The organism is Burkholderia pyrrocinia (assembly GCF_022809715.1).
Classification (GTDB): Bacteria; Pseudomonadota; Gammaproteobacteria; order Burkholderiales; family Burkholderiaceae; genus Burkholderia; species Burkholderia pyrrocinia_C.
The window spans coordinates 2,904,542-2,921,844 of record NZ_CP094459.1; the positions used below are offsets into that span (position 1 = coordinate 2,904,542).

The following is a 17,303-nucleotide window of genomic DNA, read 5'->3' on the forward strand; positions in this document are numbered from 1 at the left end:
GGCGGCCCGCGCCGCCGCGCCCTTCCCGACCGATTCGACGACCGCATGAAACTCGACCTGAAAATTCTCGACGCGCGCATGCGCGACTACCTGCCCGCCTATGCGACCGCCGGCAGCGCGGGCCTCGACCTGCGCGCGTGCCTCGACGCGCCGGTCACGCTGCAGCCGGGCGAAACCACGCTCGTGCCGACCGGCCTCGCGATCCACCTCGCCGACCCAGGCTATGCGGCGCTGATCCTGCCGCGCTCGGGCCTCGGCCACAAGCACGGGATCGTGCTCGGCAACCTCGTCGGCCTGATCGACTCCGACTACCAGGGCCAGTTGATGGTCTCGACGTGGAATCGCGGCCAGACCGAGTTCGTGCTGAACCCGTTCGAACGGCTCGCGCAGCTCGTGATCGTGCCGGTCGTGCAGGCGCAGTTCAACATCGTCGACGATTTCGCGGAAAGCGATCGCGGCGCAGGCGGCTTCGGCAGCACCGGCCGTCACTGAACGACGCGACACACAAAAAAGGGCCGCGAGGCCCTTTTTTTCGTTCGCCGTCATTCGCCGGCCGGCTGCGCGATCCGCGCGGGTACCGGTTCGCGCCGCCGCGCCTGCGCGACGCCCGCATAGATCACCATCGCGACCAGCACGCCGAGCAGCACGGCCGACGAACCGACCGTACCGAGCGCGAGGCCGCCCTTCGCGACCGGCTTCGTCAGCAGGTCGCCGACCGTCGCGCCGAACGGGCGCGTGAGCACGAACGCGGCCCAGAACAGCAGCACGCCGGAAATCCGCGTGAAATAGTGCGCGAGCACGATCACTGCAAGCAGCCCGCCGATCAGCAGCGCGCCGCCGCCGAAACCGAGGCCCGAGCTGTCCGCGAGGAAATCGCCGAGCGCGGTGCCGAGCGTGTTCGAGAACAGGATCGCGATCCAGTACAGCAGTTCGACCTTGCGCGTGCGGATCAGGTCGACCGACAGCGATTCGCCGCTGAGCCGCCAGACTGCGAAGATCGCCAGCAGGATCGCGACGAGGATCGACGAGCCGGCCGCATAACCGAGGCCGAGCGTGCGGTCCATGAAGTCGGACATCGTCGTGCCGGCCGTGCTCGTCGCGACGATCACGGCCCAGTAGACCGCCGGGCGATAGCGCGTCGTCTTGAGCTGCGCGCCCAGCGTCACGAGGAAGAAGCCGAACAGCAGGACCGAGCTCACCGCGTAGCCGACGTTCAGCGTCATCGACAGCAAATCGCCGCCGGTTTCGCCGAGCGTCGTCGCGCAGATCTTCATGATCCAGAACGCAAGCGTGATTTCGGGAAGTTTGTTCATTCGAACCCCTTTTGCAGGAACGCGGCGGGCCGGCGCGTGCCGGCCCGCGTTGCAGACAGGATCGAATGTAGTCGCCGTCGGCTTAACGGAACCTTAGCGAATGTGAAGAACGGGATGGTCGGCGGGCGCGGTCGTCGTGACCGCGTCGGCGCCGTCAGCGTGCGTGCTGGTGCCGGTAGTGCAGCGCATACGCGAGCGTCAGCAGCACGACGAACACGACGCCGACCACCATCGTCATCCGGAATTCGCGCGTGAACGCGGTCGTGAACAGGATCGCCGCGACGAGCCCCGCGCCGAGCAGGCTGCCGAACGGGTGACCCCACATCCGGAACGCGAGCGCGGGGCCGCGATACCGCAAACGGAAGCGCAGATGCGTGACGAAGATCATCAGCCACGTGAACAGCGCGCCGAACATCGCGATCGCCATCATCACGGTGAACGCCGTGTCGGGCGCCAGCGCGACCAGCACGGCCGCCACCGCGACGCCGCTCGTCGAGATCCACAGCGCCGCACGCGGCACGCCGTTCGTGCCTAGCCGGCCGAATACCGCGGGCGCGAGCCGCGCACGCGACAGGCTGAACATCATCCGCGTCGTCACGTAGAGCTGGCTGTTCATCGCCGACAGCGCCGCGATCAGCAGCACGAAGTTGATCACGCCCGCCGCGTACGGTACGTGCGTCGCGGCCATCACCTTCACGAACGGGCTTTCGTCGGTGCCGGCCTGCGTCCACGGCACGATCGCGAGCATCAGAGACAGCGTCAGCAGGTAGAACAGCACGAGCCGGAACACCGTCGAGCGGAACGCGCGCGTGACCGCGTGCTGCGGATCGCGCGCTTCGCCGGCCGCGATCGCGACGGCCTCGATGCTCATGTAGCTGAAGATCGCGACGATCACGGCGACCCAGGTACCCCACGGCCCCTTCGGCATGAAGCCGTCGTGCGCGGTGTAGTTCGCGAACCCGATGCCCGATGCGGCCGGCGCCGACCACACGAAATACGCGCCGAGCACGATGAACACGACGATCGCCGCGATCTTCAGCAGCGAGAACGCATACTCGACCGAGCCGTACAGCGTGACGCTCGCGAGGTTCACGGCGATCAGCAGCGCGGAGAAGCCGATCACCCAGTACCAGCCGGGCACGGCCGGAAACCAGTACTTCATGAACACGGCGATCGCGCTGATTTCGGTGCCGATCGCGAACACGACCGCGAACCAGTACGCATAGCGCACCAGAAAGCCCGCGAGCGGGCCGACGTAGTGTTCGGCATACGCACCGAACGAGCCGGCCGTCGGATGCGCGACGGTCATTTCCGCGAGCGCGCCCATCAGCAGCAGCGCGATCAGCGCGCCGATCGCATACGAAACCAGCACGCTCGGGCCGGCGAGCCCGATCGCGAACCCGCTGCCGAGGAACAGCCCCGTGCCGATCGCGCCGCCGATCGCGATCATCGCCATTTGCCCCGACGTCAGCGCGTGGCGCAACCCTTGTTCGCGCGCGACGATGTTGTCGAACGATCGTTGTCGTTGTGTCACTGCGTTACCACTCCCCTGCACCACCATTGCGCCGCCGGCGCCGGATAAAACGAAACGGCGCGGAGAACTTCCCGCGCCGTTCGCATGAACAACGAATTATCGCTTACTCGACTTCGACCGTCTCTTCGTTCGGCTTGTGCGGCGGATTCGCCAGCTTGTCGAACGACAACTGCACCTTGTCGTTTTCGTCGACGTCGACGGTCACGTGGCCGCCGTTGACGAGCTTGCCGAACAGCAACTCGTCGGCCAGCGCGCGACGGATCGTGTCCTGGATCAGCCGCTGCATCGGCCGCGCGCCCATCAGCGGGTCGAAGCCGTGCTTCGCGAGATGCTTGCGCAACGCGTCGGTGAAGAGCGCGTCGACCTTCTTCTCGTGCAGCTGTTCCTCGAGCTGGATCAGGAACTTGTCGACCACGCGCATGATGATTTCCTCATCGAGCGAGCGGAAGCTGATGATCGAATCCAGGCGGTTGCGGAACTCCGGCGTGAACAGGCGCTTGATGTCGGTCATCTCGTCGCCCGTTTCGCGGCGCGTCGTGAAGCCGATCGTCGCCTTCTGCATCGATTCGGCGCCCGCGTTCGTCGTCATGATGATGATGACGTTGCGGAAATCCGCCTTGCGGCCGTTGTTGTCCGTCAGCGTGCCGTGGTCCATCACTTGCAGCAACACGTTGTAGATGTCCGGATGCGCCTTCTCGATTTCGTCGAGCAGCAGCACGCAATGCGGCTTCTTCGTGACGGCTTCGGTCAGCAGCCCGCCCTGGTCGAACCCGACATAGCCCGGCGGCGCGCCGATCAGGCGGCTCACCGCATGACGCTCCATATACTCCGACATGTCGAAGCGGATCAGCTCGATGCCGAGCGTGAACGCGAGCTGGCGCGCCACTTCGGTCTTGCCGACGCCCGTCGGGCCGGAGAACAGGAACGCGCCGATCGGCTTGTCCATCTTGCCGAGGCCCGCGCGCGCCATCTTGATCGATGCCGCCAGCGCGTCGATCGCCGGATCTGGCCGAACACGACGCTCTTCAGGTCGCGATCGAGCGTCTGCAGCTTGCTGCGATCGTCCTGCGACACGCTCTGCGGCGGCACGCGCGCGATCTTCGAGATGATTTCCTCGATCTCGCTCTTGCCGATCGTCTTCTTCTGCTTCGACTTCGGCAGGATGCGCTGCGCGGCGCCCGCTTCGTCGATCACGTCGATCGCCTTGTCCGGCAGGTGACGGTCGGTGATGAAGCGCGCCGACAGTTCGGCCGCGGCCGACAGCGCACCCGACGAATACTTGACGCCGTGATGCTCCTCGAAGCGCGACTTCAGCCCGCGCAGGATCGCGACCGTCTGCTCGACGGTCGGCTCGCTCACGTCGACCTTCTGGAAGCGCCGCGACAGCGCCGCATCCTTCTCGAAGATGCCGCGATACTCGGTGAACGTGGTCGCGCCGATGCACTTGAGCGTGCCCGACGACAGCGCCGGCTTCAGCAGGTTCGACGCATCGAGCGTGCCGCCCGACGCGGCGCCTGCGCCGATCAGCGTATGGATCTCGTCGATGAACAGGATCGCGTGCGGGCGCTCCTTCAGTTCCTTCAGCACCGTCTTCAGGCGCTGCTCGAAATCGCCGCGATACTTGGTGCCCGCGAGCAACGCGCCCATGTCGAGCGAATAGACCTGCGCATTCGCGAGGATGTCGGGCACTTCGCCGCGCGTGATGCGATAGGCGAGCCCTTCCGCGATCGCGGTCTTGCCGACGCCGGCCTCGCCGACGAGCAGCGGATTGTTCTTGCGGCGGCGGCACAGCACCTGCACGACGCGCTCGACCTCGGGCTCGCGCCCGATCAGCGGATCGATGCGGCCGTCCTTCGCCATCTGGTTCAGGTTCTGCGTGAACTGCGCGAGCGGCGTTTCCTTCTGCGCATTCGCGTCTTCGCTTTCCGCGTTCGCATCGGTCGACTTCGCGGCCTCGCCGCTGTTCGTCTTCGCGATGCCGTGCGAAATGAAGTTCACGACGTCGAGGCGCGTGACGCCCTGCTGCTGCAGGTAGTACACGGCGTGCGAATCCTTCTCGCCGAAGATCGCGACCAGCACGTTCGCGCCGGTCACTTCCTTCTTGCCGTTCGACGTCGACTGCACGTGCATGATCGCGCGCTGGATCACGCGCTGGAAACCGAGCGTCGGTTGCGTATCGACGTCGTCGGTGCCCGGGACGGTAGGCGTGTTGTCGTGGATGAAATTGCGCAGGTTCTGACGCAGGTCCTCGATGTTTGCCGCGCACGCGCGCAACACCTCGGCTGCCGTCGGATTATCCAGCAGGGCCAGCAGCAGATGCTCGACCGTAATGAACTCATGGCGCGCCTGGCGTGCTTCCATGAACGCCATGTGCAGGCTGACTTCCAATTCCTGGGCAATCATGCTTCCTCCATCACGCACTGCAGCGGATGCCCGGCCTGCCGCGCATGGGTAACGACTTGCTCAACCTTGGTCGACGCGATGTCCCGCGTATAGACCCCACATACCCCTCGCCCTTCGCGATGGACCTTCAGCATGATCTGCGTGGCCGTCTCGCGATCCTTCTTGAAATACTCCTGGACCACCATCACGACGAATTCCATCGGCGTGAAGTCGTCGTTCAGCAGCACCACCTTGTACATCGAAGGCGGCTTGAGCTTCTGCTGCTTGCGTTCCAGGACGGTACTGTCCTGCTTGTCCGGGATAATCGCCATACACCCATTCTAAACAACTCGGACAGGCCCGCAATCCTGCCATTACCCGACCGACCGGCCGGCGCCCTCCCCGGTATCCCGGAACACGCGATCTTCTTCGTGCCATACGAAAGCCGGCTGCGGTGCCGGCTTTCACGCGTGGCGCGGAACACGAACCGTCAGGGGGAACCGCACCGGAACGTCGTATCCGCATCCAGTATCCCACAAGCCGGGACGACTCGAACGCGTGTCACTCGAGCCTGGTATATGAGCCGATTATGCGGCTTTTCAAGTCTCCGCGCTTGGCCGCATGCTGCGAAGCAAAGCCGGAAAAACCCTGAAAATGGGTTCTTTACAACGGCCCTCCAACCGTCTAAAAATTCCACTTGACACTCCAATAAAGAGCGCCAACAATCAAGCTGGCACTTTTTTCATATCGCCGGTTGGTGAAATGAAAGAGGCCGAGGTGAGCTTGTGAGGGGGGAACGGCTGCATTTTCCGGTCGTTTAGCTTTTCGAGCGTGCTCGTGGTAAGTAGCAGCGACTGTGTGACAGGGGAAGTAGGTATGGCAACTGGTATCGTTAAGTGGTTCAACGACGCGAAGGGCTTCGGTTTCATCACTCCCGACGAGGGCGGTGAAGATCTGTTTGCGCACTTCTCGGCTATCACCATGAATGGCTTCAAGACGCTGAAGGAAGGCCAGAAGGTGAGCTTTGACGTCGTTCAAGGACCGAAGGGCAAGCAAGCGTCGAACATCCAGGCCGCATAAAGGCATCGGATATCGGACGAAGAAACCCGGCGCATTGCGCCGGGTTTCTTTTTTTCAGGCCGGCCAATCGATAATCGATTGGCCGGCCTTTTCGTTCAATCCCGGTAATTGAACATTCATTGTCTTGTCACGCATGCAGATCGAATACCGATCCGGCATGTGAAACACATTCACCGTTTCGTTACACGACCTTCAGCGTGCCCATCATGCCGAGATCCTCGTGTTCGAGAATGTGGCAATGAAACATGCGCTCGCCGGGAATGTCTTGCGTGACGAGAATCGTCACGGTTTCGCCGCTGCGCACATTCACGGTATCGCGCCATGCGCGGAACGGTTCGCTCGTGCGCGAGCCGCCCGGCGCGCGCTCGATCACCTGGAACTGCGTGCCGTGCAGGTGGAACGGGTGATCCATGTCGGTGGTATTGCGAATCTCCCACCGCTCGACGTCGCCGCGGCGGCTCGTCAGCGTCGCGCGGTGCGGCGCGTAGGTGTCGCCGTTGATCGTGAAGCGCATGCCCGCCGGGCGGCCGTGCGCCGCGCCCTTCATCATCGCGTCCATGTCCATTTCCTCGCCGAACGCGACCGTCTTGTGCGCAACCGGTTCGCCCAGCGGCGGCACCGCGCGCAGCACGGCGGGCAGCGCGCGCGCCGCGGCGGGCGCAAACGCGACATCGGCCAGCGCCAGCGCCGGATCGGGCGGCAGGCTGCCGTGGCCGTCGTCGTGCGACATCGCCATCTTGCGCCGGTCGTATTCGGCCGCCTGCAGCACCGCGCGCGACGCACGATCGCCGGCGCGCACCAGCAACTCCGCGCGCTCGCCCGGCGCAATCAGCAGCGACGTCACGCGGCGCGGCGCGTCGAACAGCCCGCCGTCGGTGCCCGCATGCTCGAACGCACGGCCGTCGTCGAACGCGACGCGCAGGTAGCGCGCGCTGCACGCATTCCATACCCGCCAGCGCTCGTCGCCGGCGACGTCGATCCGCGGCCGGCGTGCGCCGTTGACCAGCACGAACTGACCTTCACGGCCGTTCATCCAGTCCATCATGTCGTTCGGTGCAATCGTGCCGTCACGCGCAAGCTTCAGGTCCGACACGAACAGGTTGCGCTCGGGCCAGCCGGCGAGCGGATCGTCCGCGGCGCGCACGACGAACGGGCCGGCCAGCCCGCGAAACACCTGCTCGGCCGTCATCATGTGCGGATGCGGGTGGTACCAGTAGGTGCCGGCGCTACCCTTCGGCAACGTGAAGCGGTACACGCGCGACGCGCCGGGCGCGACCGGATCGGACGGATTGCCGTCCTGGTCGGGCGGCACGGGCAGCCCGTGCCAGTGGATCGTCGACGGCTGCGGCAGTTTGTTCACGAACTTGATCTCGACCGTATCGCCCTCGCGCACGTCGATCAGCGGGCCGACGACGGGGCCCTGCGTGCCCGCGCCGAACTGCCAGAAGGCGGTCGGCCGCGCACCGTGCAGCATCGGCCGCGCAACGGGCTGCGCCACCAGCGTGGCCCGGAACGTGCCGGGCTCGCGGCTTTCGTTCGCGAGCGTGCGCAACGCCGCGAGCGGCGCGCCGGCCGGCAGCGCGTCGGCGGCCGCGAGCGCGGCCGGCGCGGGCTTGCCGTGCTGCGCGTGACCCGACATCCCTGACATGCCGGGCATGTCGTCCATCGAATCCATGCCGGCCATGCCCTCATGACCGGCATGCTGCGCCCACGCGGTGCGCGCGAACAGCGACGCGGCCGCGACACCGATGGCGCGCGACAGGAAAGTTCTCCGTATCATCAATCGTTCCTCGTTATCCATGCTGCGTCGCGCGGCAGCCGCGACGCCCGCGCCGGCCGGCTCGAATGCCGATGCGCGACGCGAAACCTGATGCCCGCGTCATCATAACCGCGAGCCCCATCGAAACGCGCCGCCGCCGGTCGGGCGGCAATACGCCGCAGCGCGCGATGGTGCCGCACCGAATTCGATACGCATCGACCGGCATCATCGAGCAGCGCTGTACACCGGTTCACCGGCAACCGCCGCCGCCACTCATCCGCTCCGATTACGGACTCCCGGCCACCGCTTGGCGCCTGCCGTTCCTCACTGCTTTGGCGCTCGTCGCGTCATCCCCCGCGAAACCGTAAATATTTCACGATGCGGAACAAGTCTCTGCGTTGTAAAAATTCGTGGTGCAGGGCACAAATTTCCTGTTTCGCGATGCCAAAAAACGTTCCGCAATACAAAACGACAAAAATAACACACTGTTTTTAAAAGGAATTTTTTGTTTCGAGAAGCCGCTCTACACGCACCATCCGATCGGGTCGCGGACGTAGACTTTGTTCCATGCACTGACGCTTCGCCACGACGTTCGATACGGAACCCGGCGCAAGCAGCCAGTCGAGCCATAGCCGGCCGAGCCGGCAGGCGGCACAACAGAATCGCTTGTGATCAGAAAGGGAGAACGGAAATGAAGGGATTTCGCTTTGGTTCAGCGCTCGGGTCGTTCTACATCCTGCCGGGTAACGGCGGCTGGGAAGCGACGTTCGGCAACGCCCTGCTCGGCGCGTTCTCGTGCCCCGAAGTGGCAGCCGACCACATCTCCCGCGGCGACTGCCCGCAACTGTCCGACATGGACACGGCGACGCTCGAAGTGCCGCACGAAATCGCCGAGTGGGAAATCGTTCACGTCTGAATGGCTAGCCTGCAACGAAAAACGCCCCGGGCGGCCGGGGCGTTTTTCTTTTGCGTGGAGCGGCGGACGGTAAAACCCGCCGCTCCGACTCCCGCATTGGCCCGCGCGATTGCGCGGCCGGCGTCAGGCGACCGCGTCGACGATGCCGTTCAGCGTTGCGCTCGGGCGCATCGCCTGGCTCGTCAGGTCGACGTTCGGACGGTAGTAGCCGCCGATGGCCTGCGGCTTGCCCTGCGCAGCCGCCAGTTCTTCCAGGATGCGCGCTTCGCTGTCGGACAGCGCCTTCGCCACGCCTTCGAACTGTGCCTTCAGCGCGGCGTCCTCGGTCTGCTCGGCGAGCGCCTGCGCCCAGTACAGGCACAGATAGAAGTGGCTGCCGCGGTTGTCGAGGCCGCCGACCTTGCGCGCCGGCGACTTGTTCTCGTCCAGGAACTTGCCGGTCGCCTGGTCGAGCGTCTTCGCGAGCACGACCGCCTTCGGATTCTGGTACGCGTGGCCGAGGTGTTCGAGCGATGCAGCCAGCGCGAGGAATTCGCCGAGCGAATCCCAGCGCAGGAAGCCTTCCTCGACGAACTGCTGCACGTGCTTCGGCGCGGAACCGCCCGCACCCGTCTCGAACATCCCGCCACCGGCCATCAGCGGCACGATCGACAGCATCTTCGCGCTGGTGCCGAGCTCCATGATCGGGAACAGGTCGGTCAGGTAGTCGCGCAGCACGTTGCCGGTGACCGAGATCGTGTCCTTGCCCGCGCGGATGCGCTCGAGCGAGAAGCGGGTCGCGTCCTCCGGCGTCATGATGCGGATGTCGAGGCCGTTCGTGTCGTGATCCTTCAGGTAGCGTTCGACCTTCGCGATGATCTGCGCATCGTGCGCGCGCGCCGGATCGAGCCAGAACACGGCCGGTACGCCGGTTGCCCGCGCGCGGTTCACCGCGAGCTTGACCCAGTCCTGCACCGGCGCGTCCTTCGTCTGGCACATGCGCCAGATGTCGCCCGCCTCGACCGCGTGCTCGAGCAGCACGTTGCCGGCTTCATCGGTGACGCGCACGACGCCGTCCGACGGGATCTGGAACGTCTTGTCGTGCGAACCGTATTCTTCGGCCGCCTGCGCCATCAGGCCGACGTTCGGCACGCTGCCCATCGTGACCGGATCGAATGCGCCGTGCTGCTTGCAGTCCTCGATCACGGCCTGGTAGACGCCCGCGTAGCAGCGGTCCGGAATCACGGCCTTCGCATCGTACAGCTCGCCGTCCGGGCCCCACATGCAGCCCGACTCGCGGATCATCGCCGGCATCGACGCGTCGACGATCACGTCGCTCGGCACGTGCAGGTTCGTGATGCCCTTGTCCGAGTTGACCATCGCGAGGCGCGGGCGCACCGCGTATTCGGCCTTGATGTCGGCTTCGATCGCTTCGCGCGTGTCGGCCGGCAGGTCCTTCAGGCGCGCGTACAGATCGCCGATCCCGTTGTTCTGGTTGAAACCGATCTGCGCCAGCACGTCCGCGTGCTTCGCGAGCGCGTCGCGGTAGAACACCGACACGAAATGGCCGAACAGGATCGGATCGGAGACCTTCATCATGGTCGCCTTCAGGTGCACCGAGAACAGCACGCCCTGCGCCTTCGCATCGGCGATCTGCGCTTCGATGAAGCTGCGCAGCGCGTTGCTGCTCATCACCGATGCGTCGATGACTTCACCTGCCTTCACGGCGGTCTTTTCCTTCAGCACCTTCTTCGCGCCGTCGGTCGTCGTGAATTCGATCTTCACGCTGCCGGCATCGGCGATCAGCGCCGACTTCTCGCTGCCGTAGAAGTCGCCTTCGCTCATGTGCGCGACGTGCGCCTTCGACGTGGCCTGCCACGCACCCATCTTGTGCGGATGCTTGCGTGCGTAGTTCTTGACCGACAGCGGCGCGCGGCGGTCGGAGTTGCCTTCGCGCAGCACCGGGTTCACCGCGCTGCCCTTGATCTTGTCGTAGCGGGCCTTGACGGCCTTTTCCTCGTCGGTCGACGGGTCTTCCGGATAGGCAGGCAGCTTGTAGCCCTGCGCCTGCAGTTCGGCGATCGCGGCCTTGAGCTGCGGCACCGACGCGCTGATGTTCGGCAGCTTGATGATGTTCGCTTCCGGCTTCAGCGTGAGCTGGCCCAGCTCGGCCAGATCGTCGGAACCCTTCTGCTCCGGCGGCAGGATGTCTGCGAATGCCGCGATGATGCGGCCGGCGAGCGAGATGTCGCGCGTTTCGACGGCGACGCCGGACGAACGCGTGAAGGCCTTGACGATCGGCAGCAGCGAATAGGTCGCGAGCGCGGGCGCTTCGTCGGTGAGGGTGTAGATGATCTTGGGCGAAGTGGACATGGTCGATGCGTTGCTACGTGAATATTGGAACTGAAGAACGCCGGCGGTAACCGGCGGAGGGGCGACCGGATCGGTCGCGAATGGGGCCGCGCCGGCTCAGCCGGGCGGTGATATTGCGAGGGCCGTCATGTTCTACCTTGCAGGGCATCCGGGCCGCATCGCGGCGCCGCGGCCCGCATGCCGGACCGCCCTGCCAACAAACCTGCCATCCACGAAACGCCCCGGCGCCGGCAGTAGGCGCCGGGGCGGCCGGAAACGCTCCGGCCCACCCCGGAAGGGGACTTACATGTTCTCGATCAGCACTTCGCCGAAGCCCGAGCACGACACCTGCGTCGCGCCTTCCATCAGGCGCGCGAAGTCGTACGTGACGCGCTTCTGCAGGATCGACTTCTCCATCGACGCGATGATCGTGTCGGCCGCTTCCGTCCAGCCGAGATGGCGCAGCATCATTTCCGCCGACAGGATCTCGGAACCCGGGTTCACGTAATCCTTGCCCGCGTACTTCGGCGCGGTACCGTGCGTCGCCTCGAACATCGCGACCGAATCCGACAGGTTCGCGCCCGGCGCGATCCCGATGCCGCCGACCTGCGCGGCCAGCGCGTCGGAGATATAGTCGCCGTTCAGGTTCAGCGTCGCGATCACGTCGTATTCGGCCGGACGCAGCAGGATCTGCTGCAGGAACGCGTCGGCGATCGAATCCTTGATCACGATCTCGTTGCCCGTCTTCGGGTTCTTCACGCGCATCCACGGGCCGCCGTCGATCAGCTCGCCGCCGAATTCCTTCTGTGCGAGCGCATAGCCGGCGTCACGGAACAGGCCTTCCGTGAACTTCATGATGTTGCCCTTGTGCACCAGCGTGACCGACTTGCGATCGTTGTCGATCGCATACTGGATCGCCTTGCGCACGAGGCGCTCGGTGCCTTCGGTCGACACGGGCTTGACGCCGATCCCCGAGGTTTCAGGGAAGCGGATCTTCTTCACGCCCATCTCGTCCTGCAGGAACTTGATCACCTTCTTCGCCTGCTCGGAGCCCGCGGCCCATTCGATGCCCGCGTAGATGTCTTCCGAGTTCTCGCGGAAGATCACCATGTCGATCTTTTGCGGCTCGCGCACCGGCGACGGCACGCCCTTGAAATACTGGACCGGACGCAGGCACACGTACAGGTCGAGTTCCTGGCGCAGCGCGACGTTCAGCGAACGGATGCCGCCGCCGACCGGGGTCGTGAGCGGCCCCTTGATCGACACCACGTATTCCTTCAGCACCTGCAGCGTTTCGTCCGGGAGCCACACGTCCGGCCCGTACACCTTCGTCGCCTTCTCGCCCGCGAAAATCTCCATCCAGTGGATCTTGCGCTTGCCCTTGTAGGCATGCGCGACCGCCGCATCGACGACCTTGATCATGACCGGCGTGATATCGAAGCCCGTACCGTCGCCTTCGATATAGGGAATGATCGGCTGATCGGAAACGTTGAGCGAGAAGTCCTTGTTGACGGTGATCTTGTCACCGCCTTCCGGAACCTTGATGTGCTGATACGGCATGATCGACTCCAGTGACGTGGCTGAGCAGGTGATGCTGGTCGAAGCTGCGCGCGCGGCGGGGGCGCGGCATGGCCACCCCGTGACGGCAACAGCGAGCCGCTATTCTAGCGCCCCAACCGGGCACTTCGGCATGAAGCGCGGCACTGCGTATCAAGACCTCACTTATGTCTTATATAAGACAGAGGACTTGCCGTTCCGTATTATGCATTAAGATTCCGCCATTTGCCATAGACCGCCCTGCCCGCTTCCCGCGGCCCGCCGGGCGGGCGCCCCGCCATGAACCTGATCGCCCTCAACAAGCCGTTCGGCACGATTTGCCAGTTTTCCGCGCACGAGACGCGGCCGTCGCTCGGCGACTGGGTAAAAACGCCCGGTGTCTATGCGGCCGGCCGGCTCGACGCGGACAGCGAGGGTTTGCTGCTGCTCACCGACGACGGCGCACTGCAGGCGCGCATCGCGGAGCCGCGCCACAAGCTCGTCAAGCGCTACTGGGCGCAGGTCGAAGGTGCGCCCGGCCCCGCCGACCTGAAGGCGCTCGCGCGCGGCGTCGATCTTGGCGACTACGTGACGCGCCCGTGCCGCGCCGAATTCATCGAGCCGCCCGACACGCTGTGGCCGCGCAACCCGCCGATCCGCTACCGCGCCGCGATCCCGACCACGTGGATCGAGCTCGCGATCACCGAAGGCAAGAATCGACAGGTGCGCCGGATGACGGCGGCCGTCGGCTTCCCGACGTTGCGTCTGGTGCGCGTCGGCATCGGCGCGCTGGATATATTCGCGCTCGGCATTGCACCAGGCGAAACAATCGCACTGCCGCCGCGCGCGCCGTGGGACGGTTTCGCGCCCGCCGGATGACGGATTCGGGGCGCACGATTTTTTTCGTCGTCTTTTTCGTCAACCACCTGCAAAGATCGCGCGTTAAACCACGCAGATGCCACTCTGAGCTATCCGGTATCGGCAGCCGAACGTGTTTGCGTCACGAAAGCGACGTCTTTTTCGAATACGATTCGGCGCCCGCAGCGCAATGAGAAATTTCTCGAAGCGTCTGTCAACCGAAAGGTGGATGGCACCGTTAGACGTCATGACTCCTATGCCGGGTCATTTGGTTAATTAACTAAAGCTGAGGAACACAACATGAACAAACTGATCGCCGCTCTGGTCGCTGGTCTCTTCGCAACGGCTGCTTTCGCACAAGCTTCGGCTCCGGCCGCTCCGGCTGCTGCTGCTCCGGCAGAAGCTGCTTCGGCACCGGCTAAGAAGGCAACGCACAAGAAGCACCACGCAGCGAAGAAGCACCACGCTGCGAAGAAGGCAGCTAGCGAAGCCGAAGCCCCGGCAGCTGCTTCGAACTAAGCAAGCAAGTTGTAATAACGCAGTCAAGAACACGCAGTCTTGCCGTTCTTACGGCGTTGAAAGGCAGATCACCGCAAGGCGATCTGCCTTTTTCTTTTTGTGCCCGCCGGCGCGCATCGCGTACCATGCGGGTCTCGTTTTCCAGATAGGAGCCTTGCTGTGCAATTCTCCCTGCGCTCGTCGCTCGGCCGCCTTGCGCGCGCCGCCGTGTTTCCCGCCGCGCTCGCCGTCCTCGCGCTCGGCATGCAGGCCGCCAGCGCGCAGATGCCGCCCGGCGCCAAGCAGCCGAGCGAGTTCCCGCACGTGAAGCTGCGCGCCGGCATGTACGTGATCGACGCGGCCGTCGCCGCGAACGACGCCGACCGCGAACAGGGGCTGATGTACCGTTCGCAGCTCGCGCCGAACGAAGGCATGCTGTTCGTGTTCAACGAGAATGCCGTGCACTGCTTCTGGATGAAGAACACGCTGATCCCGCTGTCGATCGCGTTCATCCGCGCGGACGGCACGATCACCGACATCGACGAAATGAAGGCAGAGACGACCGACAACCACTGCCCGCGCAACAACGGCGTCTATGCGCTCGAAATGAGCAAGGGCTGGTTCGCCGCGAAGGGCATCAAGCCCGGCATGAAGCTCGAAGGCCTGCCGAAGGCCCAGTAACGGCGGTCCGCGGCCTCGCGCCGCGCCCCGACCGAAGCCGGCTGCCCGTTGCGCGCCGGCTTTTTTTTCGCCAGCCGGCGCCGCCGCCCGGCTTGACTCCGCCGGCGCCGGCCCCATCTGCAAAAGCCACGCGCAAGCGCTATGCTTTAAGTCTCGCTTGTTCCAAACCCGGGCCGGCCCAGCCTGCCCGCTTACGATCCGAACCACCAGGAGGTTCACGTGCCCCGCAAAACCCCCATCGAGCGCTATCGCAATATCGGGATCAGCGCTCACATCGATGCCGGCAAGACCACGACGACCGAGCGCATCCTGTTTTATACCGGCGTGAGCCACAAGATCGGCGAAGTGCACGACGGCGCGGCCACGATGGACTGGATGGAGCAGGAGCAGGAACGCGGCATCACGATCACGTCGGCGGCGACCACCGCCTTCTGGAAAGGCATGGCCGGCAACTATCCGGAACACCGGATCAACATCATCGATACCCCGGGCCACGTCGACTTCACGATCGAGGTCGAGCGCTCGATGCGCGTGCTCGACGGCGCGTGCATGGTCTACGACTCGGTCGGCGGCGTGCAGCCGCAGTCCGAAACCGTGTGGCGCCAGGCGAACAAGTACAAGGTGCCGCGCATCGCGTTCGTCAACAAGATGGACCGCGTCGGCGCCGATTTCTTCCGCGTGCAGCGGCAGATCGGCGAGCGCCTGAAGGGCGTCGCCGTGCCGATCCAGATTCCGGTCGGCGCGGAAGATCATTTCCAGGGCGTCGTCGATCTCGTGAAGATGAAGGCGATCGTCTGGGACGACGAAAGCCAGGGCGTGAAGTTCTCGTACGAGGAGATCCCTGCGAATCTCGTCGAGCTCGCGCACGAATGGCGCGAGAAGATGGTCGAGGCCGCGGCGGAAGCGAGCGAGGAACTGCTCGAGAAGTACCTGCACGACCACGAATCGCTGACCGAGGACGAGATCAAGGCCGCGCTGCGCAAGCGCACGATCGCGAACGAGATCGTGCCGATGCTGTGCGGCAGCGCGTTCAAGAACAAGGGCGTGCAGGCAATGCTCGACGCGGTGATCGACTACCTGCCGTCGCCGGTCGACGTGCCGGCGATCCTCGGCCACGACTTCGCCGATCCGGAAAAGCCGGCGGAACGTCATCCGAGCGACGACGAGCCGTTCTCGTCGCTCGCGTTCAAGATCATGACCGACCCGTTCGTCGGCCAGCTGATCTTCTTCCGCGTGTATTCGGGCGTCGTCGAATCCGGCGACACGGTGCTGAACGCGACGAAGGACAAGAAGGAACGGCTCGGCCGGATCCTGCAGATGCACGCGAACGAACGCAAGGAGATCAAGGAAGTGCGCGCGGGCGACATCGCGGCGGCCGTCGGTCTGAAGGAAGCGACGACGGGCGACACGCTGTGCGATCCGACCAAGCCGATCATCCTCGAGAAGATGGAATTCCCGGAGCCGGTGATCTCGCAGGCCGTCGAGCCGAAGACGAAGGCCGACCAGGAAAAGATGGGCCTCGCGCTGAACCGCCTCGCGCAGGAAGACCCGTCGTTCCGCGTGCAGACCGACGAGGAGTCCGGCCAGACGATCATTTCGGGGATGGGCGAGCTGCACCTCGAAATCCTGGTCGACCGGATGAAGCGCGAGTTCGGCGTCGAAGCGACGGTCGGCAAGCCGCAGGTCGCGTATCGCGAGACGGTGCGCACGACGGCGTCCGATGTCGAGGGCAAGTTCGTCAAGCAGTCGGGCGGCCGCGGCCAGTACGGCCATGCGGTGATCACGCTCGAGCCGAACCCGGGCAAGGGCTACGAGTTCCTCGACGAGATCAAGGGCGGCGTGATTCCACGCGAATTCATCCCGGCCGTCGACAAGGGCATCACCGAAACGCTGAAGAGCGGCGTGCTCGCGGGCTACCCGGTCGTCGACGTGAAGGTGCACCTGACGTTCGGCTCGTACCACGACGTCGACTCGAACGAAAACGCGTTCCGGATGGCCGGCTCGATGGCGTTCAAGGAAGCGATGCGCCGCGCGAAACCCGTGCTGCTCGAGCCGATGATGGCCGTCGAGGTCGAGACGCCCGAGGACTTCATGGGCAACGTGATGGGCGACCTGTCGAGCCGGCGCGGCATCGTGCAGGGGATGGAGGACATCGCGGGCGGCGGCGGCAAGCTCGTGCGCGCCGAAGTGCCGCTCGCGGAGATGTTCGGCTATTCGACGTCGCTGCGTTCGGCCACGCAGGGCCGCGCGACGTACTCGATGGAGTTCAAGCACTACGCGGAAACGCCGGCCAACGTATCGGAAGGCGTGATCAACGCGAAGACGAAGTAAGGCGCCGGGCGCTTGCGCCCTGCCGCATCATGCAAAGCCCGTCCGGTTCCGCCGGACGGGCTTTTTTTGTCCGATGCGCACCCG

The 17,303-nt window shown here is 64.8% G+C and carries 15 protein-coding genes and 1 pseudogene; 9 read left to right on the forward strand and 7 right to left on the reverse strand.

Features of this window, described 5'->3' with window-relative positions; translation table 11 throughout:
- Positions 1-45: 45 nt before the first annotated feature.
- Positions 46-492 (forward strand): dUTP diphosphatase, encoded by a 447-nt coding sequence (gene dut, locus MRS60_RS13435; protein WP_131948614.1) that lies wholly within the window; start codon positions 46-48, stop codon positions 490-492.
- 50 nt (positions 493-542) lie between these two features.
- Here the strand turns inward: dut and MRS60_RS13440 are convergent, their stop codons facing one another.
- From MRS60_RS13440 to clpS, 4 genes and pseudogenes are all read right to left on the reverse strand, one after another.
- Positions 543-1,313, reverse strand: a complete 771-nt coding sequence (locus MRS60_RS13440; protein WP_034178824.1) for a COG4705 family protein — start codon at positions 1,311-1,313, stop codon at positions 543-545.
- A 154-nt stretch (positions 1,314-1,467) separates the two neighbouring features.
- Complete coding sequence (locus MRS60_RS13445) at positions 1,468-2,847, reverse strand: amino acid permease (RefSeq protein ID WP_243564826.1); 1,380 nt, start codon at positions 2,845-2,847, stop codon at positions 1,468-1,470.
- A gap of 103 nt (positions 2,848-2,950) precedes the next feature.
- Positions 2,951-5,250, reverse strand: a pseudogene (clpA, locus tag MRS60_RS13450) (ATP-dependent Clp protease ATP-binding subunit ClpA).
- Positions 5,247-5,561 (reverse strand): ATP-dependent Clp protease adapter ClpS, encoded by a 315-nt coding sequence (clpS, locus tag MRS60_RS13455; protein ID WP_006398529.1) that lies wholly within the window; start codon positions 5,559-5,561, stop codon positions 5,247-5,249. The pseudogene clpA and the gene clpS overlap by 4 nt, the downstream one beginning before the upstream one ends.
- 544 nt (positions 5,562-6,105) lie before the next feature.
- Between clpS and MRS60_RS13460 the strand changes: the two genes are divergently transcribed.
- The gene (locus MRS60_RS13460) at positions 6,106-6,309 is read left to right on the forward strand and encodes a cold-shock protein (protein WP_006478030.1); all 204 of its coding nucleotides are present in this window, start codon (positions 6,106-6,108) and stop codon (positions 6,307-6,309) included.
- 181 nt (positions 6,310-6,490) lie between these two features.
- On the opposite strand, the gene MRS60_RS13465 is transcribed toward MRS60_RS13460, so the two are convergent.
- Entirely contained in the window at positions 6,491-8,089 is a 1,599-nt protein-coding gene (locus tag MRS60_RS13465) for a multicopper oxidase family protein (protein ID WP_243564827.1), read from the reverse strand.
- Between the two features lie 71 nt (positions 8,090-8,160).
- On the opposite strand from MRS60_RS13465, the gene MRS60_RS13470 reads away from it, so the two are divergent.
- Complete coding sequence (locus tag MRS60_RS13470; RefSeq protein ID WP_243564828.1) at positions 8,161-8,436, forward strand: hypothetical protein; 276 nt, start codon at positions 8,161-8,163, stop codon at positions 8,434-8,436.
- Between the two features lie 323 nt (positions 8,437-8,759).
- Positions 8,760-8,984, forward strand: coding sequence for a hypothetical protein (locus MRS60_RS13475; RefSeq protein WP_034178827.1), 225 nt, complete (start codon positions 8,760-8,762; stop codon positions 8,982-8,984).
- A 123-nt stretch (positions 8,985-9,107) separates the two neighbouring features.
- Here the strand turns inward: MRS60_RS13475 and MRS60_RS13480 are convergent, their stop codons facing one another.
- Complete coding sequence (locus MRS60_RS13480; RefSeq protein WP_243564829.1) at positions 9,108-11,336, reverse strand: NADP-dependent isocitrate dehydrogenase; 2,229 nt, start codon at positions 11,334-11,336, stop codon at positions 9,108-9,110.
- A gap of 282 nt (positions 11,337-11,618) precedes the next feature.
- Positions 11,619-12,875, reverse strand: a complete 1,257-nt coding sequence (gene icd, locus MRS60_RS13485; RefSeq protein ID WP_034178829.1) for an NADP-dependent isocitrate dehydrogenase — start codon at positions 12,873-12,875, stop codon at positions 11,619-11,621.
- Here icd and MRS60_RS13490 point away from each other — a divergent pair.
- The 5 genes from MRS60_RS13490 to fusA all read left to right on the forward strand — a co-directional run bounded on the left by MRS60_RS13490 (position 12,874) and on the right by fusA (position 17,219).
- On the forward strand, positions 12,874-13,086 hold the full coding sequence (locus MRS60_RS13490) for a hypothetical protein (RefSeq protein WP_034178830.1): 213 nt from the start codon (positions 12,874-12,876) through the stop codon (positions 13,084-13,086). The two genes, icd and MRS60_RS13490, sit on opposite strands and share 2 nt — an antisense overlap.
- Positions 13,087-13,151: 65 nt before the next feature.
- Positions 13,152-13,730, forward strand: coding sequence for a pseudouridine synthase (locus MRS60_RS13495; protein ID WP_089446272.1), 579 nt, complete (start codon positions 13,152-13,154; stop codon positions 13,728-13,730).
- 279 nt (positions 13,731-14,009) lie between these two features.
- Positions 14,010-14,228, forward strand: a complete 219-nt coding sequence (locus MRS60_RS13500; RefSeq protein WP_072444916.1) for a hypothetical protein — start codon at positions 14,010-14,012, stop codon at positions 14,226-14,228.
- A 159-nt stretch (positions 14,229-14,387) separates the two neighbouring features.
- Complete coding sequence (locus MRS60_RS13505; protein ID WP_034178832.1) at positions 14,388-14,888, forward strand: DUF192 domain-containing protein; 501 nt, start codon at positions 14,388-14,390, stop codon at positions 14,886-14,888.
- Positions 14,889-15,107: 219 nt separating this feature from the next.
- Positions 15,108-17,219 (forward strand): elongation factor G, encoded by a 2,112-nt coding sequence (gene fusA / locus MRS60_RS13510; RefSeq protein ID WP_034178833.1) that lies wholly within the window; start codon positions 15,108-15,110, stop codon positions 17,217-17,219.
- The last annotated feature ends 84 nt before the right edge of the window (positions 17,220-17,303 follow it).